Below are 21,926 nucleotides of genomic sequence, written 5' to 3'. Positions count from 1 at the left end.
CTTCACCGACCTTGACGATACCCTTTTCGACGCGGCCCGTGACCACGGTGCCGCGGCCCGAGATCGAGAAGACGTCTTCAACCGGCATCAGGAAGGGCAGGTCGAGCGGACGCGCCGGCTGCGGGATGTAGTCGTCCACAGTCTGCATGAGCTCGAGAACGCGCTGTTCGCCGATTTCCGGGTTCACACCGTCGGTCGCGGCCTTGGCCGAACCCTTGGTGATCGGAATATCGTCGCCCGGGAACTGGTACGACGAGAGCAGCTCGCGCACTTCCATCTCGACCAGTTCCAGCAGTTCTTCGTCGTCGACCAGGTCAACCTTGTTCATGAAGACCACCAGAGCCGGCACGCCGACCTGACGGGCCAGCAGAATGTGCTCGCGCGTCTGCGGCATCGGGCCGTCAGCGGCCGAGCACACCAGAATCGCGCCGTCCATCTGCGCCGCACCGGTAATCATGTTCTTCACGTAGTCGGCGTGGCCCGGGCAGTCGACGTGCGCGTAATGGCGGTTCGGCGACTCGTATTCCACGTGCGCGGTGTTGATGGTGATGCCACGGGCCTTCTCTTCAGGCGCTGCGTCGATCTGGTCGTAGGCCTTGGCGGCACCACCGAACTTGGCCGACAGCACCGTGGTGATCGCCGCCGTCAGCGTCGTCTTGCCATGGTCCACGTGACCAATGGTGCCCACGTTCACGTGCGGCTTGGTCCGCTCAAATTTCTCTTTTGCCATTTTTCAGCTCCAAAATCAAAATTGCCGAAACACCAGATCCAAAACAAGAATCATTGGTGCCCTTGGCGGGAATCGGACCCGCGACCTCTCCCTTACCAAGGGAGTGCTCTACCACTGAGCCACAAGGGCCAAGGCGCCCGACACAGCAGGCACCCCAGAAAATTCACTGCATTGCTCGCAAGAACAAACCAACCATCAATACCACCTGGAGCGGGAGACGGGAATCGAACCCGCGTCATCAGCTTGGAAGGCTGGGGTTCTACCATTGAACTACTCCCGCCAAAGAAACCCGAACCACTTGGCCCAGATCACCTTGAGCGCGACATCCCAATCGCTCTCAGATCACATCAACTGCTGGTGGAGGAGGCTGGATTCGAACCAGCGTACGCGTTAGCGGGCAGATTTACAGTCTGCTGCCTTTAACCACTCGGCCACCCCTCCGTAGCGCAGCCCAGAATTATGCCATGGTTTTTTCGACTTTCACCAGCTTGTTTTCAATTTCGTGGGCTGACCACCGAATGGCTTCCGCATGTTGCGCTTGGAGCCACCGGTTGACCCGTCCAAAATGACCGCACCCCAAGAAAGGGGCGGGACCTCTGCTGGCCGAAAGCGGTGACGGATGGTTGGCCGACAAGATGGCGTGGCGGTGGGAGTCAATGAGCGCCGCTTTCTTTTGAGCGTGTGCACCCCACAACAGAAACACCTTGGGCAAACCCGTCTGGCTGCAATGCTGAATCACAGCGTCCGTGAGTGCCTCCCAACCCTGACCTGCATGGCTGGCTGGTTGACCGTCTTCGACGCTCAGACAGGTGTTGAGCAACAACACGCCCTGCTCAGCCCAATGCACCAAGGAGCCGTGTGTGGGCGTGGGCAGGGTCAGATCGCGCTGCAGTTCTTTGAAGATGTTTCGCAGACTCGGGGGCAACTTCACGCCAAGTGCGACAGAAAACGCCAGCCCCTCGGCCTGCCCAGGTCCGTGGTACGGGTCTTGACCCAAAATCACCACCCGCACGGCTTCGGGTGCGGTGAGCGTGAGCGCACGCAAAGGTTGCGGCGGATAGATGACAGCACACGCTGCACGCCGTTGCCGCAGAAAGGCCTGCAAGCGGGCGCCCTCGGTAGAAGCACGAAAAGCCTCGACGATCGGCACCCAACCGGGCTGCAGGGCAGTCTCGGTCTCATCGACGCCAGCCAGACTGGGCGTGGCAGGCGTTGCGCCGTCCAGGTCGAGCACCGCTTGCATCGGCATCAGGTTGGGGCTCCAGCGAACAGTTCAGCCAACGCCAGGCCGGGTTCGGGCGCGCGCATGAAGGTTTCCCCCACCAGAAAGGCGTGCACGCCTGCGCGGCGCATCGTTTGCACATCGGCGCGCGACACAATGCCGGACTCGGTGATCAACAGACGGTCGGCGGGCACATCGTTCAGCATGTCCAGCGTGGTTTGCAGCGTCACCTCAAACGTACGCAGGTTGCGGTTGTTGATCCCCAACAGCCGGGTCTTGAGTTGGAGCGCCCGCTGCAGCTCTGCGCGGTCGTGCACCTCCACCAATACCGCCATGTTCAGGCTCATGGCCAATGCTTCCAGCTCGGCCATGCGCGCACCGTCCAGGCAGGCTGCGATCAGCAAAATAGCGTCGGCACCCATCGCTCGGGCTTCGTAGACCTGGTAGGGGTCCACCATGAAATCTTTGCGCAGCACCGGCAGGTCGCAGCTGGCGCGGGCCTGCTTCAGGTAGTCCGGGCTGCCCTGGAAAAACTGGCGGTCGGTGAGCACCGACAGGCACGCTGCGCTGACCTGGCCATCGCCTGCCGCGTAGCTTTGCGCAATGTCGGCGGGAATGAAGTCGCCACGGATCACGCCTTTGCTGGGGCTGGCTTTTTTGATTTCAGCAATGACGGCCGCCTGACCAGCGGCGATCTTGGCGCGCAAGGCACCCTCGAAGTCGCGGGTGAGCACGCGGCTCTCGGCGTCAAAGCGCACCAAGTCCAGCGATTTTTTTCGCTGTGCAGCGGCAATTTCCTCGTGCTTCACGGCCACGATTTTTTGAAGGATGTCGCTCATTTTTCAGGCTCTGCGTTGGGGGTATCTGGGGGATTTGGTCGGGTTGCAGGCGCAGGCGCCGGGTTTTTCAAGATGCTCAAAAATACGCGGTGCATCACCCACCCGGCCACCACGAACACCAGCGAAACGCCGATGGCGATCCAGGCGCCTTCATTTTGCAGCCAGACGGGCATGTTGAATGCGCCCGTCAGGGGCCCACGCTGGCACTGGCCAGCTGGCTGAATGCGGTCAGATCGGCCAGTTTGCGTGCGGCGGCACCCGACTCGATGGCACGGCGCGCCAGCGCAATGCCCTGCACCATGTCGCTGCACACATTGGCGGCGTACAGTGCCACGCCGGCATTGAGCGCCACGATGTCTTTGGCGGCCCGGGTGGCGGGTTCGTCGCTGTTGTTCAGCACGCCCAGCAGCATGGCCTTGGACGCTTCGGGCGTTTCCACGCGCAGCGTGCGGTTGCTGGCCATGGTCAGGCCAAAGTCTTCGGGGTGAATTTCGTACTCGGTGATCTCACCATTCTTGAGCTCACCCACCAAAGTGGCTGCACCCAGCGAAACCTCGTCCATGCCGTCGCGCCCATAAACGACGACCGCGTGTTCGGCGCCCAGACGCTGCAGAGCACGCACCTGGATACCGACCAGATCGGGATGGAACACACCCATCAGGATGTTGGGCGCTGAAGCCGGGTTGGTGAGCGGCCCCAGGATGTTGAAGAGGGTCTTCATGCCCAGCTCGCGGCGCACCGGCGCCACGTTTTTCATGGCCGGGTGGTGGTTGGGTGCGAACATGAAGCCCAGACCCACCTGCTCGATGCAGCGTGCGATCTGCTCAGGCGCCAGGTTGATGTTCACACCCAGGCTTTCCAGCACGTCGGCGCTGCCGCTTTTGCTGCTGACGCTGCGCCCGCCATGTTTGCTGACCTTGGCACCCGCCGCCGCCGCCACGAACATGGAACAGGTGGAAATATTGAAGGTGTGCGAGCCGTCGCCACCGGTGCCCACGATGTCCACCAGATGGGTCTTGTCGGCCACATGCACCTTGGTGGAGAACTCGCGCATCACCTGCGCGGCGGCGGTGATCTCGCCGATGGTTTCCTTCTTCACGCGCAGGCCGGTGATGAAGGCCGCCATCATCACCGGCGACATCTCGCCGCTCATGATCAGGCGCATCAGGTGCAGCATCTCGTCGTGGAAAATTTCGCGGTGTTCAATGGTGCGCTGCAGGGCTTCCTGCGGGGTGATCTTGTGGCTGTGGGGCATGGGTGTCTCCAGAACTTAACGGTTGGGATTGTCCGACATGGCCAGCTTCAGGCCAAAGCCAACGAACAGGGCGCCGGCGGCGCGGTCCAGCCAGTGCAAGGTGCGCTGCACGGCGCTCACGCGGTGGGCAGCCCAGCCGGCGAGCCAGGCGTAGCCGAAGTTGATCGGCAGCGAGTTGAGGTTGAACAGCAGGCCCAGCAGCAGGAAGGTGGTGACCTTGTCGGGTGCGCCGGGCGCGATGAACTGCGGCACGAAGGCCAGAAAAAACAGCGCGACCTTGGGGTTGAGCACGTTGGTGAGGAAGCCGCGTCGGTAGATGCGCCAAAGGTTGGCTGGGACTTTGATCCGAGCGACATCGGTTGGCACCACCGACGAGCCGCCCTTGGCCAACAGCAGCTTGACGCCCATCCACACCAGGTACGCGGCACCGATCCACTTGAGCACGGTGAAGGCCGTGGCCGAGGTGGCGAGCAGCGCGCTCACGCCAAGCGCCGCCGCGAACACGTGCACGAAGCAGCCGCTGACGATGCCCAGCGCGGCCACGATGCCGGCGCGCACGCCGCTCTTGAGCGCGTTGCTCACGATGTACAGCACATCGGGTCCGGGCGTGAGGTTGAGCAGCCAGCCCGCCGCGATGAACATGAGCAACTGCGGGGTGTCGGGCATGGTGCGTTCTCCGTTCGGGGTTCAGTACGGACCGCTGCGCCCTGCGACGGCCGACGTAGCGGGGGCTTCGGCGAAGAAGCGGCGCACCGTGGCGATGGCGTGATCGATACCGGCCGTGTCCACGTCAAGGTGGGTCACGAAACGCAGGCCGATCAGGCCGGTGGCCAGCACGCCATTCGCTTTCAGGAAGTCCAGCAGCGCCGGCCCACGGCCATCGGCCACATCGACAAAGACGATGTTGGTCTGTGCCGACTTCACCGCCAGGCCGTCGATGCCGCCCAGCCCGTCGGCCAGACGCCGGGCGTTGGCATGGTCCTCGGCCAAGCGATCCACGTGGTGGTCCAGCGCGTGCAGCGCACAGGCCGCCAGCAGCCCCGCCTGGCGCAAGCCACCCCCAGCCATCTTGCGGATGCGGCGGGCGCGCTGGATCAGTTCGTGCGATCCGCAAAGGGCCGAGCCCACCGGCGCGCCCAGGCCCTTGCTGAAGCAGATCGAGAGGCTGTCGAAAAGGTCGGCGATCTCGCGCAACCGCTGGACAGCTGCTTGTCCTTCCGCGGCGGAAGCGACGGCCGCATTGAACACCCGCGCGCCATCCAGGTGCGTGGCCAGCCCGTGCTCGCGTGCGAGCGCCGTGGCGTCACGCAGGTAGTCGTCGGGCATCACATGGCCGTTCCAGGTGTTCTCCAGGCAGAGCAGACGGGTGCGTGCGAAATGCGGGTCGTCGGGTTTGATGGCTGCGGCAATGTCGTCCAGCGCCATGCGGCCTGCGGCGTCCTGCACCAGCGGCTGCGGTTGCACACTGCCGAACACCGCGGCACCGCCACCTTCGTAGCGATAGGTGTGGGCCAGTTGCCCGACGATGTACTCGTCGCCCCGGCCGCAGTGCGCCAGGATGCCGCAGAGGTTGCTCTGCGTGCCCGAGGGCATGAAGAGCGCGGCCTCTTTGCCGGTGATCATGGCGATGCGTTCCTGCAGCGCGTTGACCGTGGGGTCGTCACCGAACACGTCGTCGCCCAGGGGCGCAGCCATCATGGCGGTGCGCATGGCTTCGGTGGGCTGCGTGACGGTGTCGCTGCGCAAATCAACGGTCTTCATGCTTGTTCCAGAAAGTTTTTCAACATCGCATGGCCGTGTTCGGTGAGGATGCTTTCCGGGTGGAACTGCACGCCTTCAATGGCCAGTGTCTTGTGCCTGACGCCCATGATCTCGCCGTCGGGCGTCCAGGCCGTGACCTTGAGGCAGTCCGGGCAGGTTTCGCGGTCGATCGCCAGCGAGTGGTAGCGGTTCACCGTGAACTGTTCGGGCAGACCGGCAAACACACCCTCCTGCGTGGTGGTGATGACGCTGGTCTTGCCGTGCATGAGCTCCTGCGCGCGGATGATGTTGCCGCCAAAGGCCGCGCCGATGCTCTGGTGGCCCAGGCACACGCCGAGGATGGGCAGCTTGCCGGCGAAGTGCTGGATGGCAGCGACCGAAATACCCGCTTCGGCCGGCGAGCAGGGGCCGGGGGAGATGACCAGGCGGTCAATCTGCCCCGCGTCCACACGGCGCTGGATCTCGTCGACGGTAATTTCATCGTTGCGCACCACGGTCACGTCGGCACCGAGTTCACCGAAGTACTGCACGATGTTGTAGGTGAAGGAGTCGTAGTTGTCGACCATCAGGAGTTGAATCTTTTTGCTCATGGTGTTCACTCCAGACCTTCTTCCACCAGCTCCGCCGCACGCAGCAGCGCGCGGGCCTTGTGTTCGGTTTCCCTCCATTCCATCTCGGGAATGGAATCGGCCACGACACCGGCCGCCGCCTGCACGTAGAGCATCTGGTCCTTGATGATGCCGGTGCGGATGGCGATGGCGACGTCCATGTCGCCGGCATAGCTCAGGTAACCGCAGGCGCCGCCGTACAGGCCACGCTTGGTGGGCTCCAGCTGGTCAATGATCTCCATCGCGTGCACCTTGGGTGCGCCGGTCAGCGTGCCGGCGGGGAAAGTCGCTTTCAGCACGTCCATGTTGCTCATGCCGTCCAGCAGCGTGCCTTCCACGTTGCTCACGATGTGCATCACATGGCTGTAGCGCTCGACCGCGAAGGCCTCGGTGACCTTGACGCTGCCGATCTTGGCGATGCGGCCGATGTCGTTGCGCGCCAGGTCGATCAGCATCACGTGTTCGGCGCGCTCCTTCGGGTCGTTCACCAGCTCAATCTCGGTCGCCTTGTCCTTCTCGGGCGTGGCGCCGCGTGGGCGCGTGCCGGCGAGCGGCCGGATGATCACTTTCTGCCCTTCGTCCACCTGCTCCTGGCGCACCAGGATCTCGGGCGACGCGCCCACCACGTGGAAGTCGCCGAAGTGGTAGTAATACATGTAGGGCGACGGGTTCAGCGAACGCAGCGCGCGGTACAGGCTCAGCGGCGACTCGGTGTAGCGCTTCTTGATGCGCTGGCCCACCTGCACCTGCATGAAGTCGCCACCGGCGATCAGCTCCTTCGCGCGCTCCACCGCGGCCAGGTAGTCGGCCTTGGCAAAGTCGCGCTCGGCCGGGTAACTCTGGCTGGGCTTGACCACCGGCGCGCTGACCGAATACTTCAGCGCTTCCTTCAGCTCACGCACGCGCTTCTTGGCGTTGGCGAAGGCCTCGGGCTGCGCCGGGTCGGCGTAAACGATCAGGTAGAGCTTGCCCGAGAGGTTGTCGATGACGGCCAGCTCTTCGCACTGCAGCAGCAGGATGTCGGGCGTGCCCAGGGTGTCGGGCGGGCAGGATTTTTCGAGCTTCTTCTCGATGTAGCGCACCGCGTCGTAGCCGAAGTAACCGGCCAGACCGCCACAGAAGCGCGGCAGGCCCGGACGCAGCGCGACCTTGAAGCGCTGCTGGTAGGCAGCGATGAAGTCCAGCGGGTTGCCGTGGTTGGTCTCCACCACGGCGCCGTCGCGCACGACTTCGGTCTTGGCCTCCGCACCGAAGCCGCTGGCGCGCAGCAGCGTGCGCGCGGGCAGGCCGATGAAGCTGTAGCGGCCAAAACGCTCGCCGCCGACGACGGATTCGAGCAGGAAGCTGTATTTGCCGTCGCCGCGCCCGTGGGCGAGCTTGAGGTACAGCGAGAGCGGGGTTTCGAGGTCCGCAAAGGCCTCGGCCATCAGCGGAATGCGGTTGTAGCCCTGGCTGGCCAGGCTTTTGAATTCGAGTTCGGTGATCATGTTCAGACGCTCCGTCGGTCCCTTGCTGCGTTGCAGCGGATGAAACCGTTTTTTGGGGTGCCCGGTCAGGCGCGCTGCCGGGTTCGGGGAGTGGGGTGGCGCGGGCTGGGGTCAACGTGGTCGGACCTGAACCTGCGCACCGCCGTGGGGGGAGTGCACGTTTACGCTGGCTTGCGCCAGGGCCAGGCTCCCCGGCCAGGATGGCTCGGCAGATGGCCCATCAGGGTTGTGCGTGTGTTGAACATGGGTCGAAAGTGTAGCAAAGCTGCCGCAGGGGTGTCTGAACATGCTCGCGAAACAACGGCGCCATCCGGCAAAACCCTGTTGATTTCGTTGACCCAACTGGTCAAAATGAATTTTTCGAACGGTCGTTCTTTTTCAACCCATTTTTAAGCTGTATCGCCGCAGCCACACCCAATATGAAACACCCACAACGATTCAGTGGTGCCCTGTCGGGCCTGTTGTTGGCGCTTGGCCTGGGCTTTTTGCCTGCTGCTGCGATGGCAGCCACGGTGGATGTCAGCGGCGTTCGGCTGGAAGACAGCATCACCGCCCACGGCAGCACGCTGCAGCTCAATGGTGCCGGGGTGCGCTACAAGGCGGTGTTCAAGGTGTACACCGCGGGCCTGTACCTAAGCCAGAAAGCCACCACCACCGAAGCGGTGCTGGCCGCACCGGGCCCCAAGCGCCTGACCATAACCATGCTGCGCGACATCGATTCCACCGAACTCGGTAAGCTGTTTTCGCGCGGCATGGAAGACAACATGGAGCGCAGCGCGTTCTCCAAGCTGATTCCCGGCGTGCTGCGCATGAGTCAGGTGTTCTCCGACCACAAGCGGCTCAAAGAAGGCGAAACGTTCATGGTGGACTGGGTGCCGGGCACCGGCACGGTGATCACCATCAAAGGGAAAGTCGAGGGCGAACCGTTCAAGGAACCCGAGTTTTTCAACGCCCTGATGCGCATCTGGCTGGGCCCCAAGCCGGCCGACTGGCAGCTCAAAGACGCCTTGTTGGGTGGGAAAAAGTGAACCGCTGGAACCGCTCGGTCAGACGGGTCAAGCGCTGCTGAGCGCCTGCCCCGAGAGTCAGCCGCGCTGAACCCGCCAATCGGCCAGGGAATCCAGCAGCAGGTCGTGCGGCGCCTCGGCAATCGGCTGGCCGTGGTTGTAGCCGTAGGTCACCAGCACCACCGGACAACCGGCGGCGCGGGCCGCCAGCGCGTCGTTTTGCGAGTCGCCCACCATCACGGTCTGCGCGGGCAAGGTGCCCAGCGCTTCGCAGGTTTTCAGCAGGGGCAGCGGATCGGGCTTCTTGCGCTCAAAACTGTCGCCGCCAAACACATGGCTGAAAAAACCGTCCAGCCCCTTGGACTGGAGCAGGCCTAGCGCGAACGCCAGGGGCTTGTTGGTCAGGCATGCGAGCGGCACACCCGCCGCTTGCAGGGCGCGCAAACCCGCCTCCACACCCGGATACACCTCGGCAAACTGGCCGTTGATGCTCAGGTAATGGTGCTGGTACTGACGCCAGGCACGGTCAAAGAGCGCGTCCACGCTCATGGCCGGGCAGGCCTCGCCGCAGCCGATCACCTCGGGACGGCGCAGCTGCTCGGCCAACAGGCTGCGGATCAGGTGCTCGGAGCCCTTGCCCACGGTGCGCTCGACGGCAGCGCGGTCCACCCCGGGCAGGCCCAGGTCGGCCATGGTGCGGTTGAGCGCCACTTCAAAGTCACCCAGGGTGTCCACCATCGTGCCGTCGAGGTCGATGATCACAGCCCCCACGCTCCACCGCTGCGCGGGTCGCTGTTCTGTACCGGGCAACATCAGGCCAGCGCCTTGCGCATGTCATCGATCACGCTTTTGTAATCGGGCTTGCCAAAAATGGCACTGCCGGCCACGAAGGTGTCGGCCCCGGCGTCGGCCACGCGGCGAATGTTGTCGGCCTTGATGCCACCGTCCACCTCCAGGCGGATGTCCTTGCCGCTGGCTTCGATGCGCTTGCGGGCCGCTTCGATCTTGCGCAGCGCCGAGTCGATGAAGCTCTGGCCACCAAAGCCGGGGTTCACGCTCATGATCAAAATCAGGTCGATGTCGTCGATCAAATAATCCAGCACGTCCAGCGGCTGCGCCGGGTTGAACGTGAGACCGGCCTTGATGCCCCTGGCCTTGATCGCCTGCACGCTGCGGTGCACATGTGCCGATGCGTCCGGGTGAAAGCTCACCAGATCGGCGCCGGCGTCGATGAAGGCGCCGGCCAGCGCGTCCACCGGCTGGATCATCAGGTGCACGTCGATCGGCACCGGCGTGCCGTCGGGCTTCTTGGCGTGCGGCTTGAGCGCCTGGCAGACCATGGGGCCGAAGGTGAGGTTGGGCACGTAGTGGTTGTCCATCACGTCGAAGTGAATCCAGTCGGCGCCCGCAGCGATGACGTTTCTCACCTCTTCCCCCAGTCGGGCAAAGTCGGCAGACAGGATGGACGGGGCGATGCGGTAGGTGTGGGACATGGCTGGGGCGGGCGTTGAAGGAGCGAAAACCCGCATTTTCGCAGGCATGGCAGGGTCTTGCTGCAGCGCGGTAACATGCCGTTCATGTCGAAATACCAGTTCACCTGTGACGTAGAGCCCCAGTACCTCAGCGAGCAATCCTCGCCCGAGCAAGACGTGTACGCCTTTGCCTACACCATCACGATCACCAACACCGGTGACGTGGCGGCGCAATTGATATCGCGCCACTGGATCATTGACGACGCGCGCGGCCACACCGACGAGGTCAAGGGCCTGGGCGTGGTGGGCAACCAGCCGCTGCTGCGCCCGGGCGAGTCGTTTCAGTACACCAGCGGCACGCGCCTGCACACCCCCAACGGCAGCATGCGCGGCAGTTTTTTCTGCGTGGCCGAAGACGGCGCACGTTTTGACGCCCCGGTGCCCGAATTTGCGTTGCATGCCGGAGCTTCGGGCACAGGTACCGGCCCGGCCCGCGTGCTGCACTGAGCAGCGCACCCCCACCGGACCCGCATGGAACTCCCCCAGCTGATTGACGCGCTTGACGCCCAAGCCCCCCTGGCGCAACGGCACCTGTGGTTGGTTGAGCTGCTGCGCTGGGTGCGCGGCGAGGCCAAGGACCCAGAGGCCAGCGTGGCACGCGTGCGCCTGTTTCTGGATGCGGTACAGGCCCGCCCCGAATGGCAAACCCGCTGGCACGACTGGTGGCAAACCTTTGTGGGCAGCGTGGACGCCACGCCCCTGCTGGCCGACTACGGCTTCGCCCCACGCACCGCATTTCTGAGCGAACTGGGTCACCGCCTGCGCCGCAAGGTGCTGCCCGGCACCCCGGAAACCACCGACTTGGCCGAGCTGTTTGGCCTGCTGCTGCCCACGCGGTTTGATGTGCTCTGGCTCAAAGCGCTGGACACCGCCACGCTGGAGCGGCTGCGCAGCCTGTTGCTGACTCCCCCGCACACGGCGCCCGACCGGCCGCCTGCCAGCTTCTGGCAAAGCGCGCTCATGGACGCCCTCATCTTCTGTGTGAGCCAGGTCAGTGCGACGGGCTTTGCGTCTGAAATCCGGGTGCGCATGTCGGCCCAGGCGCAGGCCGGACGGCCGTTTCACGAACTGCCATCGTCGTTTGAGGTGCTGCGCCTGGCGGTGCAACAACACGGCCCCCACAGCCCGCAGGCGCTGCAGGCCGCCGCGCAGTTGCGCGAACAGCTTGATGCCTGCCGCCACGCGGCTTACACCGTGTATTCGCACCTGGAAGCACACGGCGTGTCGGTGGGCATTGTGTTTCGCCTGCACCAGTTGCGCGAGCGCATTGTGCGCATCAAGGAGCTGCTGGACTGCCTGCAATCCGACCAGCCCGAACGCGCCACCGCCGCCCTGTTGGCCGACCTGGCCCAAGTGGGGCAAGACAACCGCAGCATCCGTGCCCTGATCGCCAGCAGCTCACACCTCACCGCCGCCAAGGTGGCCGAACGCAGTGCAGAAAACGGCGAGCACTACATCACCCGCGACGCCGCCGAATACCGCCAGATGCTGGGCAAGGCGGCCGGTGGCGGCGCCGTGATTGGCTTCACCACCTGGGTCAAGTTCTCGCTCTACGCGCTGGGCCTCTCGGCGTTCTGGGCCGGCTTTGCCGCCGGCCTGAACTACGCCTTCTTTTTCGTGCTGATCCAGCTGCTGCACCTGACCGTGGCCACCAAGCAGCCCGCCGTGACCGCTCCGGCCATGGTGGCCAAACTCAAGCACATTCGCCAGCCGGGCGCGGTGCGCCGTTTCGTGGACGAAGTGGCCAACCTGTTTCGCTCGCAAATCGCGTCCATTGTGGGCAACGTGGGCCTGGTGGTGCCGGTGGTGGTGGTGCTCAGCCTGGTGCTGCAGTTCACCACCGGTGCCCCCATGATCACCGCCGACAAAGCACAGCATGTGCTGCACGACCTGCACCTGCTGGGCCCCACGCTGCTGTTTGCCGCGCTCACCGGGGTGCTGCTGTTTGCGTCCAGCATCGTGGCGGGCTGGGTTGAAAACTGGTTTGTGTTTCACAAGCTGGACTCGGCCGTGCGGCACAACCCGCGTTTCACCCGCGTGCTCGGGCCCGAGCGCGCCGCGCGCTGGGCCACTTTTTTGCGCAGCAACGTATCGGGCCTGGCAGCCAATATTTCACTGGGCTTCATGCTCGGCCTGGTGCCGGCCTTTGCCGCCTTCTTTGGCCTGGGGCTGGACGTGCGCCACGTCACCCTCGCGGCCGGGCAGGCCGCGGCCGCCGCCGCTTCGCTGGGCCTGGGCGTGTTGATGGAACCCGCCTTCTGGTGGGCGGCCGCCGGCATCGCGCTGGTGGGCCCGATCAACCTGGCGGTGAGTTTTTACCTGGCGTTTCGCCTGGCGTTGCGTGCACAAAGCATCAGCGAAGTGAACCGCCAGCGCATCCGGGCGGCCATCTGGCGGCGCATCCGCATCACGCCGCTGAGCTTCTTGCTGCCCCCGCGCTCGCTGCCCGAAGAAGCCGACGCCGAAGCCGATCTGCAACCTGAAGGCGTGCCCGACAGCGGATCGCCGCCGGCCTCGCCCCCACCGCATGGGTGAATTCGAGCTCATTCGGCGCCACTTTCTGCGCAACGGCCCGCCACAACCGCCTCAGGTGGTGCTGGGCATTGGCGACGACTGTGCCCTGCTGCAACCCACGCCCGGCCACCAGCTCGCCATCTCCAGCGACATGCTGGTGCAAGGCCGCCATTTTTTTGCCGATGTCGACCCCGCCGCACTCGGCCACAAAGCGCTGGCCGTCAACCTGAGCGACCTGGCCGCCATGGGCGCGCGCCCGCTGGGCTTTGCGCTGGCCCTGGCCCTGCCCCAGGCCGACAACGCCTGGCTCAGCGCCTTCGCCCAAGGCCTGTTTGCCCTGGCCGACGCGCATGCTTGCCCGCTGGTGGGCGGCGACACCACGCGCGGCCCACTCAACATCTGCATCACCGTGTTCGGCGAACTGCGGCCCGGCCAAGCCCTGCGGCGCGGCGCGGCGCAGCCGGGTGACGACCTGTACCTGAGCGGGCGCACCGGTGAGGCCCGGCTGGCCCTGGAACTCATCCAAGGCACCGGCTGGGCACGGCAACACGCCCTGCCCGGCGCCCTGCCCCGGCTGCGCGAACGGCTGGAACGCCCGGCACCGCGCCTCGCCCTGGGCCAGGCGCTGGCCGGTCTGGCCCACGCCGCGCTGGACCTGAGCGACGGCCTGGCCGGCGACCTGGGCCACATCCTGCAAGCCAGCGGCGTGGGCGCCGACATCCACCCAGCCCTGCTGCCCGTGGCCCCCGACCTGCAAGCCCTGCCCGAGGCGCAGCGGCTGGACTGCCTGCTCAACGGCGGCGACGACTACGAACTGCTGTTCACCGCCGCACCCGCCCAACGCGCTGCGGTGGCTGCCGCCGCACAAGCCAGCCAGACGCCGGTGCAGCGCATCGGGCAGATCAGCGCCACGCAGGGCCTGCGGCTGCTGAATGCGGCGGGTGAACCGGTGGCACTCACCCCGCGGGGTTTTGACCACTTTGCTTGATCGCGTCAACGCGCACGACCCCGTGGCTGGCACGGGGTCTGCGCCAGCGCCGCACCCAGGCGCTTGGCCATAATCTGGGTATGTTTGACCCCACACCCCCCAGCCGCGACCCGGCAGCGCCCGCCACAGAAGCACCGCCCACGGTGCGGCCCACCGGGGCGTTTGTGCTGGCCCACCCCGCGCACTTCATCGCCCTGGGCGCGGGCTCGGGCCTGTCGCGTTTTGCCCCCGGCACGGCCGGCACGCTGTGGGCCTGGGCCGCGTTTGTGCTGCTGCAACCTTTCCTGTCAGACCTGGGCTGGGCCACCCTGATCGGTCTGGGCACGCTGGTGGGCTGGTGGGCCTGCACCGTCACCGCGCAACACATGCGCGTGGCCGATTCGGGCCACATTGTGTGGGACGAAGTGGTGGCCTTCTGGCTGGTGCTGTGGCTGGTCACACCCGCCAGCTTCTGGGGCCAGCTGGTCGCGTTTGCGCTGTTCCGATTTTTTGACGCGGTGAAGTTCGGCCCCATGGCCTGGGCCGACCAGACCTTCAAAGGCTTCGGCCCGCGCGGGGGCTTTGGCATTTTGCTGGACGATTTTGCCGCCGCCGGCTGTACGCTGCTGGTGATCGCACTCTGGCGGTATTGAAACCAGCCCCATCGCCTGCTTTCTGCACGCAGCCGCTGCGCCACGACTTCACGCTCGCTTGAAATGATCCACGAAACGGCCGTTTCAAGGCTGGTGCGGCGGACCACCCGGCGCGCGAGCACAGGCGCAGTTTTTTCGCCTTTGGCCGCCGGGTTTGGCCGCACGGACGACCACAACATCGGGATCCGCCACGTCTTTGCAGCCCATGGCTCGGTTCGCATCGAGCACGTCGGGTTGTCCTGGATCCGAACCCGCCCGAGGCAGCCTGCCCCACCGAGTTCGCCCAGCGTTCCATGCGCCCGCGCCTCAACCAGCACCTTGAGAGCGCCGCGTGCTGGCCACCGCAGAAGGCGGATTGATCCACGTCCCAAGACAAAGGGGCCAGCTGGCCCCTTTGTCTTTGCTCCATATTCGAAGGTCTCCGCCACTCACGTGGCCCCAAATACGCTCAAAGGCTGAGCGTATTTGGGGCGTGTCCGAGCAACACCTCAAAACGTGCCTGGTCAAGGCGCCAAGCACGGCCCTCGCTCGGGCCAGTGAAGCGCATTTGCAACACGCAGCGCGGGTGCGTTTGAGGGGGGTGAGCGGGCATGAGCGAGGGGCCCTCAACCGCTCAGCTCTTCAACGCCACCAACACCTCGTCCAGCATTTTCTTGGCGTCGCCGAACAGCATGCGGTTGTTGTCCTTGTAGAACAGCGGGTTGTCCACGCCGGCATAGCCGCTGGCCATGCTGCGCTTCATCACGATGGAGGTGCGGGCCTTCCAGACCTCCAGCACCGGCATGCCGGCGATGGGGCTGGTCGGGTCGTCCTGCGCGGCCGGGTTCACGATGTCGTTGGCGCCGATGACGATGGCCACGTCGGTGTCGGGGAAGTCGTCGTTGAGTTCGTCCATCTCGAACACGATGTCGTACGGCACCTTGGCCTCGGCCAGCAGCACGTTCATGTGGCCGGGCATGCGGCCGGCCACCGGGTGGATGCCAAAGCGCACGTTCACGCCCTTCTCGCGCAGGGTGCGGGTGATCTCGAACACCGTGTGCTGCGCCTGCGCCACCGCCATGCCGTAGCCGGGCACGATGATCACATTTTTGGCGTCGCGCAGCAGTTCGGCGGTCTCGCCGGCAAGGATGGGATTCACCTCGCCCACCGGCTCGGCGGCGGCACTGCCCGCGGCCTTGGGTGCGGCGGCGGTGGTGCCGAAGCCGCCAGCGATCACGCTGATGAAGCTGCGGTTCATCGCGTTGCACATGATGTAGGACAGGATGGCGCCGCTGGAACCCACCAGCGCACCGGTCACGATCAGCAGGTCGTTGCTCAGCATGAAGCCCGTGGCCGCGGCGGCCCAGCCCGAGTAGCTGTTGAGCATGGACACCACCACCGGCATGTCGGCGCCGCCAATGGCCATCACCATGTGGATGCCGAACAGCAGCGCGATGGCGCTCATGATGAACAGCGGCACCATGCCGTCCTGCAGCGTCTCGGCCTGCAGGAACAGGCGGCCGAAATAGACCACCGCCAGCAGACCGGCCAGATTCATCCAGTGGCGCCCGGGCAGCAGCATGGGCTTGCCGCCGACACGGCCCGAGAGTTTGCCGAAGGCGACGACCGAGCCCGAGAAGGTGACCGCGCCGATGAAGATGCCGATGTAAATTTCCATCGAATGGATGGCATGCGCCGCACCTTCAAAGCCCTTGGTGGCCTCCGGATCGACATAGGTGGCGTAGCCGACCAGCACCGCGGCCATGCCGACCATGCTGTGCATGAGCGCCACCAGTTCGGGCATTTGCGTCATTTGCACGGTGCGCGCGGCGTACAGGCCGATGGAGCCGCCGATCACCATGGCGCCGATGATCCAGGGAATACCGGCGGCGGTGACCTGCGGGCCAAACACCGTGGCCACCACGGCCAGCGCCATGCCGACCATGCCGAACAGGTTGCCCCGGCGCGCGGTTTCCTGGTTGGACAGGCCGCCCAGGCTGAGAATGAAAAGAATGGTCGCGCCAATGTAGGCGACCGTGGCCAGACTTGCAGACATTCAGGGTCTCCTATTCTTATTTGCGGAACATCGCCAGCATGCGCTGGGTGACGGCAAAGCCGCCGAACATGTTGATGGCAGTGAGCACCAGCGCCAGCGCAGCCAGGCCGATGATCAGTGTGTTGGGCCGCTCGGTGGCGTGGGCCAGGGGCGAGATCTGCACCAGCGCACCAATGGCGATGATGGAGCTGATGGCGTTGGTCACGCTCATGAGCGGCGTGTGCAGCGCGGGCTTGACGTTCCACACCACCATGTAGCCCACGAAACAGGCCAGCACGAACACCGTGAAGTGCGACAGGAACGCGGCCGGCGCGTAGGCACCCACCAGCGCGAACAACACGGCGGTAACGCCGGCCACGATGGCCAACTTGCCCGCCGGCATGGGCCCGGACGGCTCGCCATGACCGTGGCCCTTCTTGGCCGCCACAGCAGCAGCGGGCTTGGGCGCGGGTTTGGGGGCCACCACCAGCGGCGGTGCGGGCCAGGTGATTTCGCCGTTCTTGATCACGGTCAGGCCGCGAATGGCGTCGTCCTGCATGTTGACGTTGATGACGCCGTCTTTGGTCTTGCACAGCTCTTCCGTCAGACGGAACAGGTTGGTGCCGTACAGCGTGGACGACTGGCGGGCCATGCGCGAAGCCAGGTCGGTGTAGCCGACGATGGTCACGCCATGGCGCACCACCGCCTCGCCGGGCACGGTCAGCTCGCAATTGCCGCCCTGCTCGGCCGCCATGTCCACGATCACACTGCCGGGCTTCATGCTCTGGACCAGCTCGGCGGTGATCAGCTTGGGCGCGGGTTTGCCGGGAATGAGTGCGGTGGTGATGATGATGTCGACCTCGCGCGCCTGCTTGGCGTACATCTCGCGCTGCGCGGCCTGAAAACCCTCGCTCATGACCTTGGCGTAACCGCCACCGCCCGAGCCTTCCTCTTCATAGTCCACCTTGACGAACTCGCCGCCGAGCGAAACCACCTGGTCGGCCACTTCGGCCCGCGTGTCGTTGGCGCGCACGATGGCGCCCAGGCTGGCCGCTGCGCCAATGGCGGCCAGACCGGCCACGCCCGCACCGGCAATGAACACCTTGGCTGGGGGCACCTTGCCCGCCGCCGTGATCTGGCCGTTGAAGAAGCGGCCGAAGGCGTTGGCAGCTTCGACCACCGCGCGGTAGCCACTGACACCGGCCATGGAGGTCAGCGCGTCCATCTTTTGCGCGCGGCTCAGCGTGCGCGGCAGCGCGTCGATCGACAGCGCCGTGACCTGCTTGGCCGCCAGTTGCTGCATCAAATCGGGGTTTTGGGCGGGCCACAAGAAGCCGATCAGCGTCTGGCCTGCGTGCATCAGCGCCACTTCGTCGGCCGTGGGCGCGCGCACCTTGAAGACGATGTCGCAGCCGCTCCACAGCTCGGCCGCGGTCGGCGCGATGCGGGCACCGGCTTCAACGTAGTCGGCATCGCTGCAGTTGGCCAGCTCGCCCGCACCGCTTTCCACCACCACGACAAAGCCCAGTTTGACCAGCTTGACCACGGCCTCGGGCACGGTGGCCACGCGTTTTTCGCCAGGGAAAATCTCGCGCGGCACGCCAATGCGCTGCGGAGTGGGTGCGGCCGCGCTGGCTGCGGCTGTTTCGGTCGATGCGCCAGAAGTCATGGGAATGTCCTCAATGCAGGAATGTCAGGTGTTGGAAATGGAGCCAGGCGGTGCGGTGATCCCACACGGCAAGCCGGTGGGCGGTGGCATGCGCCACCACCGACTCGCCGGTCCACACAAAGCTTCAGCGGGTGGCCACGCCAGCGTGGGCCTGCACCTGGGTGGTGTGGCCCGGAGTCAGATGCTTGTGGGCCGTCTGGGGTGCGACGGCGCTCTGGGTATGGCCCACCGGGGTTTCGGCGGGTACGCCAATCTGCATAAGGTCTCCTCACTCGCGCGGTTGAAATGATTTCTGGCGCAGCTTAACTGAAAGCCGCCCGAAACCGATCAGGGTTCATCCCCGCCGCCGCCTGAAATCTTCGGCGGGCGGGCATGAAATCTCATTTTGAAACAAAGCACTTCTGTTTATAAGTCATTGCTGATATTTTGGAAAGCCCGCAACCCGTTTCCCCACCGGTCACCCCGCTGCGGGCCGTTGATAATGCGCCCATGAACACCCGTTGGAAACCCAGCGCCACCGTGGCGGCCATCATTGAACGCGACGGCCGCTACCTGTTGGTTGAAGAACACACCCCCGAAGGCCTGCGGCTGAACAACCCGGCCGGCCACCTGGACCCCGGCGAAAGCCCCGCGCAAGGCGTGGCACGCGAAGCGCTGGAGGAAACCGCGCACCGCTTCACCCCGACCGCGCTGGTGGGGGTCTACCTGTCGCGCTTCCAGCGCGAGGCCACCGGGGAAGACATCACCTACCTGCGCTTCGCCTTCTGCGGCGAACTGGGTGCCTTGGAGCCCGAGCGCTCGCTGGACACCGGCATCGTGCGCACCCTGTGGATGACGCCCGACGAGCTGCGCGCCAGCGCCGAGCGCCACCGCAGCCCGCTGGTGTTGCAGTGCATGGAAGACCACCTGGCCGGCCGACGCTACCCGCTGGATGTGGTGACCACCCACGCCTCGGTGCTGAGCGGGCCGGCTTAAAACCCACCGCTGCCCAGGCGATCAGTCGGCCCCCGACACGCGGCCGCGCAGCTGTTTCACCTGCGAACGCGTGGCCTTGCCGGCCAGGCGGCGCTGTTTCGATCCGAACGTGGGTTGGGTCGCCTTGCGCGCCTTGGGCACATGGGCCACGCGGTCGATGAGGGCCTGCAAACGCTCCAGCGCCTCGGCCTTGTTGTGCTCCAGGCTGCGGCTGGTCTGGGCCTTGATCACCACCACGCCTTCGGTGGTGATGCGCTGGTCGCTCAAGCCCAGCAGGCGTTCCTTGATGGCCTCGGGCAGCGATGAGGCGTGGATGGCAAACCGCAGATGCACCGCGTTGGACACCTTGTTCACGTTCTGCCCGCCCGCGCCTTGCGCGCGGATGGCGGTGAATTCCACTTCAGAGGGGTTGACGCGGGGCATGTGCGGCAGTGTGCCATGGGCACAGCGAACCCGGCATCGGCGCCCGGGTCATTGGGCTTATGTCGGGCCTTTGATGCCCAAATCCCCCCTCTTTCTCCCCTCTTTTCCCCGTTCAATTGTTATTTCAACCTTAAAGGATGGACCTTTTTTTCGGGACTGTTGCCTGTGATTGATGCTGTGCGGTCACACAGGGCAATTGTTGACAAATATCAACAAAACCCTGTCCGTGAGGCTTAGGCTGTGCGCTCATCTTCACAGGATCCACCCATGAAAAAGCCCCATACGCAAGGCGGCCTGCTGGTCGCCGTGGCGTTGTTCGGAGGAGCCTTGCTGCTCTCCTGGATCACCCACGGCACCGGCGTCGTCCGCGACGACCCGAAGCGAAACATCAGCGTGCCCAAGCAGTTGACCGTGCCCCTGCAGGTGCAGGCCGCCTACAACGGCAGCGACATGTTCTTCCGCTACCGCTGGCCCGCCGGGAAGCCGGGCATCTTTCACGACGTCGTCATGTACGAGGACGGCAAGTGGGTCACCAAAGGCAAGGCGGTCGCGGGCTCTGAGCCCGATGGCCTGCACGAGGACCGCGTGGCCATGATGCTGGACGACGGCAGCGTGCCCGAGTTCGCGCGCTACGGTGGTTACCTGGCCATCGGCCCCGGCATAGCCACCTTCACGCAGCATGCGGGGGGCGACGATGTCAAGGCACACCCCTACCTGGGCAAGAAGCTCAAGCAGGAAGAGGTCAGCAAGCACCTGCCGCAGACCCGCACCGACATCACGGACTGGGCCAGCGTGCAGCCCGAAGACACCTTGAAGGCGCAACGGGCCGCTGGCTACTTTCTGGACCTGTGGCACTGGCGCGGTCATCGCTCCAACCCGATCAACATGTCCGACGACCAGGTGGTGGCCGAGGCGCGGATGGGCGATGCCGGCAAGAGCAGCGCGGCGTCCAACTGGGACGGTGAACTCAAACAACCCAAGCTGATGTTCAACAGCGCCACCACTGGCTACAAAGCCCTGAAGTGGGACGATGTGGTGGGCGGCAAGCTGTCGCAGGACAGCACCTACTTTCTGCGCGATGGCGAGGCGGTGCCTTTCGATCCTGCAGCCGGTTGGCAGAACGGCGACACCCTGCCACGGCGCATCCTGCGCACGCCAGCGGAATCGATGGCCGACATTGCCGTGCAAGGCACAGGGCGCTGGGCCGATGGTTTCTGGGACGTGACGCTCACGCGCAAACTCGACACCGGTCATCCGCTGGACGACAAGATCCTGAAAGACCAGGGCGCCTACGCGGTGGCGTTCTCCATCCACCGCAACGCCACCGGTGGGCGCTGGCACTACGTGTCACTGCCCGCCACGCTGGGCCTGGGTCGTGACGCCAATATCGTGGCGCAGAAGTTCGACGGCGCCGCGCCCGTCTGGAAAGACCAGTGGACCGCGGTGGAACTCTTCTACCCCGGCCAGGTGAGCTGGCCGCACCTCAACAGCACCCAGCACGCGGGCGCGAGGTTCATCAAACAGGGTCAGCCCGTGACCACACACCACAGTGTGGACCAGCTCAAGCACTACGGGATCGAAGCCGAGTTCGCCAGCGAAATCTACAACCAATGGCGCTGGACACTGCTCGCCGGCCTCGCGCTGATCACGGCATTCGGTTTGGCCCTCAACCAGTTGCTCAAGCGCAATACAGGAGTTTGATCATGGATGCCTATCACGTCTTGATGGTTCACTTTCCCATCGCGCTGTGGATGACCGCCACGCTGGCGATCTTCCTGCGCGTGTTCTCCGACGGCCCGCTCGCCAAGTCGGTGGACCACGCGCTGGTGCCGCTGCTCAGCGCCAGCCTGGTGTTCGGCATCATCGCGTTTGCCATCGGCCTGATGGTGTGGCCCTGGGAAACGATCTCCGCGTCGGCCCTGGGCCGCAACCACGTGCTGCTTGCCAGCTGGACCGTGGCCTACTGGGCCGAGATCCTGTTCGTGCGCTGGCGCCGTGGCGAGAGCGTGTGGCAAGGCACATCGCGCTGGGTCATGGCCGGTCTGGCCTTCCTCGGCAGCGCCCTGCTGGGCATCACCGGCACGCTGGGTGGCCACCTCGTGGGCATCTACACCGAGGTGTCTGACCTGCTGCGCCTGCTGGGCTGGGAGGTGTACACCACCTACTACGTGCCCAACACCACGCTGATCGCCTTGGGTGTGATTTCGCTGCTGCTGCTGGTCATGGCGTTCCTGAACCGCAAGACGGCCTGAGCGCCGCAGGGGAACGCA

Annotated in this window: 22 protein-coding genes and 3 tRNA genes; 8 read left to right on the top strand and 17 right to left on the bottom strand. The window is 65.1% G+C overall.

Annotated elements, in window-relative coordinates:
* The 11 genes from Q7J58_RS06310 to trpE all read right to left on the bottom strand — a co-directional run.
* Positions 1 to 730, bottom strand: a 730-nt coding sequence (locus Q7J58_RS06310; protein WP_304824994.1) for an elongation factor Tu, incomplete at its 3' end; no start/stop codon positions are given.
* Between the two features lie 54 nt (positions 731 to 784).
* A tRNA-Thr gene (locus tag Q7J58_RS06305) sits at positions 785 to 859 on the bottom strand.
* Between the two features lie 77 nt (positions 860 to 936).
* Positions 937 to 1,010 (bottom strand) — tRNA-Gly (locus Q7J58_RS06300).
* Positions 1,011 to 1,085: 75 nt separating this feature from the next.
* Positions 1,086 to 1,171 (bottom strand) — tRNA-Tyr (locus tag Q7J58_RS06295).
* A 16-nt stretch (positions 1,172 to 1,187) separates the two neighbouring features.
* On the bottom strand, positions 1,188 to 1,979 hold the full coding sequence (locus Q7J58_RS06290; RefSeq protein WP_304824991.1) for a uracil-DNA glycosylase: 792 nt from the start codon (positions 1,977 to 1,979) through the stop codon (positions 1,188 to 1,190).
* Entirely contained in the window at positions 1,979 to 2,791 is an 813-nt protein-coding gene (gene trpC, locus Q7J58_RS06285) for an indole-3-glycerol phosphate synthase TrpC (RefSeq protein ID WP_304824989.1), read from the bottom strand. The genes Q7J58_RS06290 and trpC overlap by 1 nt, the downstream gene beginning before the upstream one ends.
* A 187-nt stretch (positions 2,792 to 2,978) precedes the next feature.
* Positions 2,979 to 4,046 (bottom strand): anthranilate phosphoribosyltransferase, encoded by a 1,068-nt coding sequence (gene trpD, locus Q7J58_RS06280; RefSeq protein WP_304824986.1) that lies wholly within the window; start codon positions 4,044 to 4,046, stop codon positions 2,979 to 2,981.
* A gap of 15 nt (positions 4,047 to 4,061) precedes the next feature.
* A complete protein-coding gene (locus tag Q7J58_RS06275) occupies positions 4,062 to 4,712 on the bottom strand; it encodes a LysE family translocator (RefSeq protein ID WP_304824983.1) in 651 nt (216 codons plus the stop codon).
* A 21-nt stretch (positions 4,713 to 4,733) separates the two neighbouring features.
* Positions 4,734 to 5,807 carry a low-specificity L-threonine aldolase gene (ltaE, locus tag Q7J58_RS06270; RefSeq protein ID WP_304824980.1) on the bottom strand — a complete coding sequence of 358 codons (1,074 nt, stop codon included), beginning with the start codon at positions 5,805 to 5,807 and terminating at the stop codon, positions 4,734 to 4,736.
* Complete coding sequence (locus Q7J58_RS06265; protein ID WP_304824977.1) at positions 5,804 to 6,397, bottom strand: aminodeoxychorismate/anthranilate synthase component II; 594 nt, start codon at positions 6,395 to 6,397, stop codon at positions 5,804 to 5,806. Before Q7J58_RS06265 ends, ltaE begins: the two co-directional genes overlap by 4 nt.
* A 5-nt stretch (positions 6,398 to 6,402) precedes the next feature.
* Positions 6,403 to 7,902 carry an anthranilate synthase component I gene (trpE, locus tag Q7J58_RS06260; RefSeq protein WP_304824974.1) on the bottom strand — a complete coding sequence of 500 codons (1,500 nt, stop codon included), beginning with the start codon at positions 7,900 to 7,902 and terminating at the stop codon, positions 6,403 to 6,405.
* Between the two features lie 419 nt (positions 7,903 to 8,321).
* On the opposite strand from trpE, the gene Q7J58_RS06255 reads away from it, so the two are divergent.
* The gene (locus Q7J58_RS06255; protein ID WP_304824971.1) at positions 8,322 to 8,930 is read left to right on the top strand and encodes a chalcone isomerase family protein; all 609 of its coding nucleotides are present in this window, start codon (positions 8,322 to 8,324) and stop codon (positions 8,928 to 8,930) included.
* A 57-nt stretch (positions 8,931 to 8,987) separates the two neighbouring features.
* Here Q7J58_RS06255 and gph read toward each other — a convergent pair whose 3' ends face one another.
* Positions 8,988 to 9,722, bottom strand: coding sequence for a phosphoglycolate phosphatase (gene gph / locus Q7J58_RS06250; protein WP_304824968.1), 735 nt, complete (start codon positions 9,720 to 9,722; stop codon positions 8,988 to 8,990).
* Entirely contained in the window at positions 9,722 to 10,402 is a 681-nt protein-coding gene (rpe, locus tag Q7J58_RS06245) for a ribulose-phosphate 3-epimerase (protein ID WP_304824966.1), read from the bottom strand. Before rpe ends, gph begins: the two co-directional genes overlap by 1 nt.
* 84 nt (positions 10,403 to 10,486) lie before the next feature.
* On the opposite strand from rpe, the gene apaG reads away from it, so the two are divergent.
* The 4 genes from apaG (at position 10,487) to Q7J58_RS06225 (ending at position 14,575) form a co-directional block, all read left to right on the top strand.
* The gene (gene apaG, locus Q7J58_RS06240) at positions 10,487 to 10,888 is read left to right on the top strand and encodes a Co2+/Mg2+ efflux protein ApaG (RefSeq protein WP_304824999.1); all 402 of its coding nucleotides are present in this window, start codon (positions 10,487 to 10,489) and stop codon (positions 10,886 to 10,888) included.
* Positions 10,889 to 10,912: 24 nt separating this feature from the next.
* The gene (locus Q7J58_RS06235) at positions 10,913 to 12,976 is read left to right on the top strand and encodes a site-specific recombinase (protein WP_304824963.1); all 2,064 of its coding nucleotides are present in this window, start codon (positions 10,913 to 10,915) and stop codon (positions 12,974 to 12,976) included.
* Entirely contained in the window at positions 12,969 to 13,943 is a 975-nt protein-coding gene (gene thiL / locus Q7J58_RS06230; RefSeq protein ID WP_304824960.1) for a thiamine-phosphate kinase, read from the top strand. Before Q7J58_RS06235 ends, thiL begins: the two co-directional genes overlap by 8 nt.
* Before the next feature lie 80 nt (positions 13,944 to 14,023).
* A complete protein-coding gene (locus Q7J58_RS06225) occupies positions 14,024 to 14,575 on the top strand; it encodes a phosphatidylglycerophosphatase A (RefSeq protein ID WP_304824957.1) in 552 nt (183 codons plus the stop codon).
* A gap of 613 nt (positions 14,576 to 15,188) precedes the next feature.
* Here Q7J58_RS06225 and pntB read toward each other — a convergent pair.
* The 3 genes from pntB to Q7J58_RS06210 form a co-directional block, all read right to left on the bottom strand.
* On the bottom strand, positions 15,189 to 16,610 hold the full coding sequence (gene pntB / locus Q7J58_RS06220; protein ID WP_304824954.1) for a Re/Si-specific NAD(P)(+) transhydrogenase subunit beta: 1,422 nt from the start codon (positions 16,608 to 16,610) through the stop codon (positions 15,189 to 15,191).
* A 16-nt stretch (positions 16,611 to 16,626) separates the two neighbouring features.
* Complete coding sequence (locus Q7J58_RS06215) at positions 16,627 to 18,258, bottom strand: Re/Si-specific NAD(P)(+) transhydrogenase subunit alpha (RefSeq protein ID WP_304824951.1); 1,632 nt, start codon at positions 18,256 to 18,258, stop codon at positions 16,627 to 16,629.
* Positions 18,259 to 18,382: 124 nt separating this feature from the next.
* Positions 18,383 to 18,517, bottom strand: a complete 135-nt coding sequence (locus Q7J58_RS06210) for a hypothetical protein (RefSeq protein ID WP_304824948.1) — start codon at positions 18,515 to 18,517, stop codon at positions 18,383 to 18,385.
* Between the two features lie 230 nt (positions 18,518 to 18,747).
* Here Q7J58_RS06210 and Q7J58_RS06205 point away from each other — a divergent pair, with 230 nt between their 5' ends.
* On the top strand, positions 18,748 to 19,233 hold the full coding sequence (locus tag Q7J58_RS06205; protein WP_304824945.1) for an NUDIX hydrolase: 486 nt from the start codon (positions 18,748 to 18,750) through the stop codon (positions 19,231 to 19,233).
* 21 nt (positions 19,234 to 19,254) lie between these two features.
* Here the strand turns inward: Q7J58_RS06205 and arfB are convergent, their stop codons facing one another.
* Positions 19,255 to 19,656 carry an alternative ribosome rescue aminoacyl-tRNA hydrolase ArfB gene (arfB, locus tag Q7J58_RS06200; protein WP_304824942.1) on the bottom strand — a complete coding sequence of 134 codons (402 nt, stop codon included), beginning with the start codon at positions 19,654 to 19,656 and terminating at the stop codon, positions 19,255 to 19,257.
* Positions 19,657 to 19,923: 267 nt separating this feature from the next.
* Here arfB and Q7J58_RS06195 point away from each other — a divergent pair, with 267 nt between their 5' ends.
* Complete coding sequence (locus Q7J58_RS06195) at positions 19,924 to 21,357, top strand: ethylbenzene dehydrogenase-related protein (protein WP_304824939.1); 1,434 nt, start codon at positions 19,924 to 19,926, stop codon at positions 21,355 to 21,357.
* A 2-nt stretch (positions 21,358 to 21,359) separates the two neighbouring features.
* Positions 21,360 to 21,908, top strand: a complete 549-nt coding sequence (locus tag Q7J58_RS06190; RefSeq protein WP_304824937.1) for a hypothetical protein — start codon at positions 21,360 to 21,362, stop codon at positions 21,906 to 21,908.
* Positions 21,909 to 21,926: the final 18 nt, after the last annotated feature.

Origin of the sequence: Hydrogenophaga sp. (genome assembly GCF_030656115.1) — a bacterium.
In the GTDB taxonomy this organism is placed as follows: domain Bacteria; phylum Pseudomonadota; class Gammaproteobacteria; order Burkholderiales; family Burkholderiaceae_C; genus Hydrogenophaga.
This window is presented reverse-complemented; position numbering and strand designations above follow the sequence as displayed.

Coding starts and splice junctions, on each gene's coding strand:
- Q7J58_RS06290 (WP_304824991.1), bottom strand. CDS start 1,979: ATGCCGATGCAAGCGGTGCTCGACCTGGACGGCGCAACGCCTGCCACG.
- thiL (WP_304824960.1), top strand. CDS start 12,969: ATGGGTGAATTCGAGCTCATTCGGCGCCACTTTCTGCGCAACGGCCCG.
- trpD (WP_304824986.1), bottom strand. CDS start 4,046: ATGCCCCACAGCCACAAGATCACCCCGCAGGAAGCCCTGCAGCGCACC.
- pntB (WP_304824954.1), bottom strand. CDS start 16,610: ATGTCTGCAAGTCTGGCCACGGTCGCCTACATTGGCGCGACCATTCTT.
- arfB (WP_304824942.1), bottom strand. CDS start 19,656: ATGCCCCGCGTCAACCCCTCTGAAGTGGAATTCACCGCCATCCGCGCG.
- Q7J58_RS06275 (WP_304824983.1), bottom strand. CDS start 4,712: ATGCCCGACACCCCGCAGTTGCTCATGTTCATCGCGGCGGGCTGGCTG.
- rpe (WP_304824966.1), bottom strand. CDS start 10,402: ATGTCCCACACCTACCGCATCGCCCCGTCCATCCTGTCTGCCGACTTT.
- Q7J58_RS06265 (WP_304824977.1), bottom strand. CDS start 6,397: ATGAGCAAAAAGATTCAACTCCTGATGGTCGACAACTACGACTCCTTC.
- Q7J58_RS06190 (WP_304824937.1), top strand. CDS start 21,360: ATGGATGCCTATCACGTCTTGATGGTTCACTTTCCCATCGCGCTGTGG.
- Q7J58_RS06205 (WP_304824945.1), top strand. CDS start 18,748: ATGAACACCCGTTGGAAACCCAGCGCCACCGTGGCGGCCATCATTGAA.
- Q7J58_RS06210 (WP_304824948.1), bottom strand. CDS start 18,517: ATGCAGATTGGCGTACCCGCCGAAACCCCGGTGGGCCATACCCAGAGC.
- Q7J58_RS06215 (WP_304824951.1), bottom strand. CDS start 18,258: ATGACTTCTGGCGCATCGACCGAAACAGCCGCAGCCAGCGCGGCCGCA.
- trpC (WP_304824989.1), bottom strand. CDS start 2,791: ATGAGCGACATCCTTCAAAAAATCGTGGCCGTGAAGCACGAGGAAATT.
- Q7J58_RS06195 (WP_304824939.1), top strand. CDS start 19,924: ATGAAAAAGCCCCATACGCAAGGCGGCCTGCTGGTCGCCGTGGCGTTG.
- trpE (WP_304824974.1), bottom strand. CDS start 7,902: ATGATCACCGAACTCGAATTCAAAAGCCTGGCCAGCCAGGGCTACAAC.
- gph (WP_304824968.1), bottom strand. CDS start 9,722: ATGTTGCCCGGTACAGAACAGCGACCCGCGCAGCGGTGGAGCGTGGGG.
- Q7J58_RS06235 (WP_304824963.1), top strand. CDS start 10,913: ATGGAACTCCCCCAGCTGATTGACGCGCTTGACGCCCAAGCCCCCCTG.
- ltaE (WP_304824980.1), bottom strand. CDS start 5,807: ATGAAGACCGTTGATTTGCGCAGCGACACCGTCACGCAGCCCACCGAA.
- Q7J58_RS06255 (WP_304824971.1), top strand. CDS start 8,322: ATGAAACACCCACAACGATTCAGTGGTGCCCTGTCGGGCCTGTTGTTG.
- apaG (WP_304824999.1), top strand. CDS start 10,487: ATGTCGAAATACCAGTTCACCTGTGACGTAGAGCCCCAGTACCTCAGC.
- Q7J58_RS06225 (WP_304824957.1), top strand. CDS start 14,024: ATGTTTGACCCCACACCCCCCAGCCGCGACCCGGCAGCGCCCGCCACA.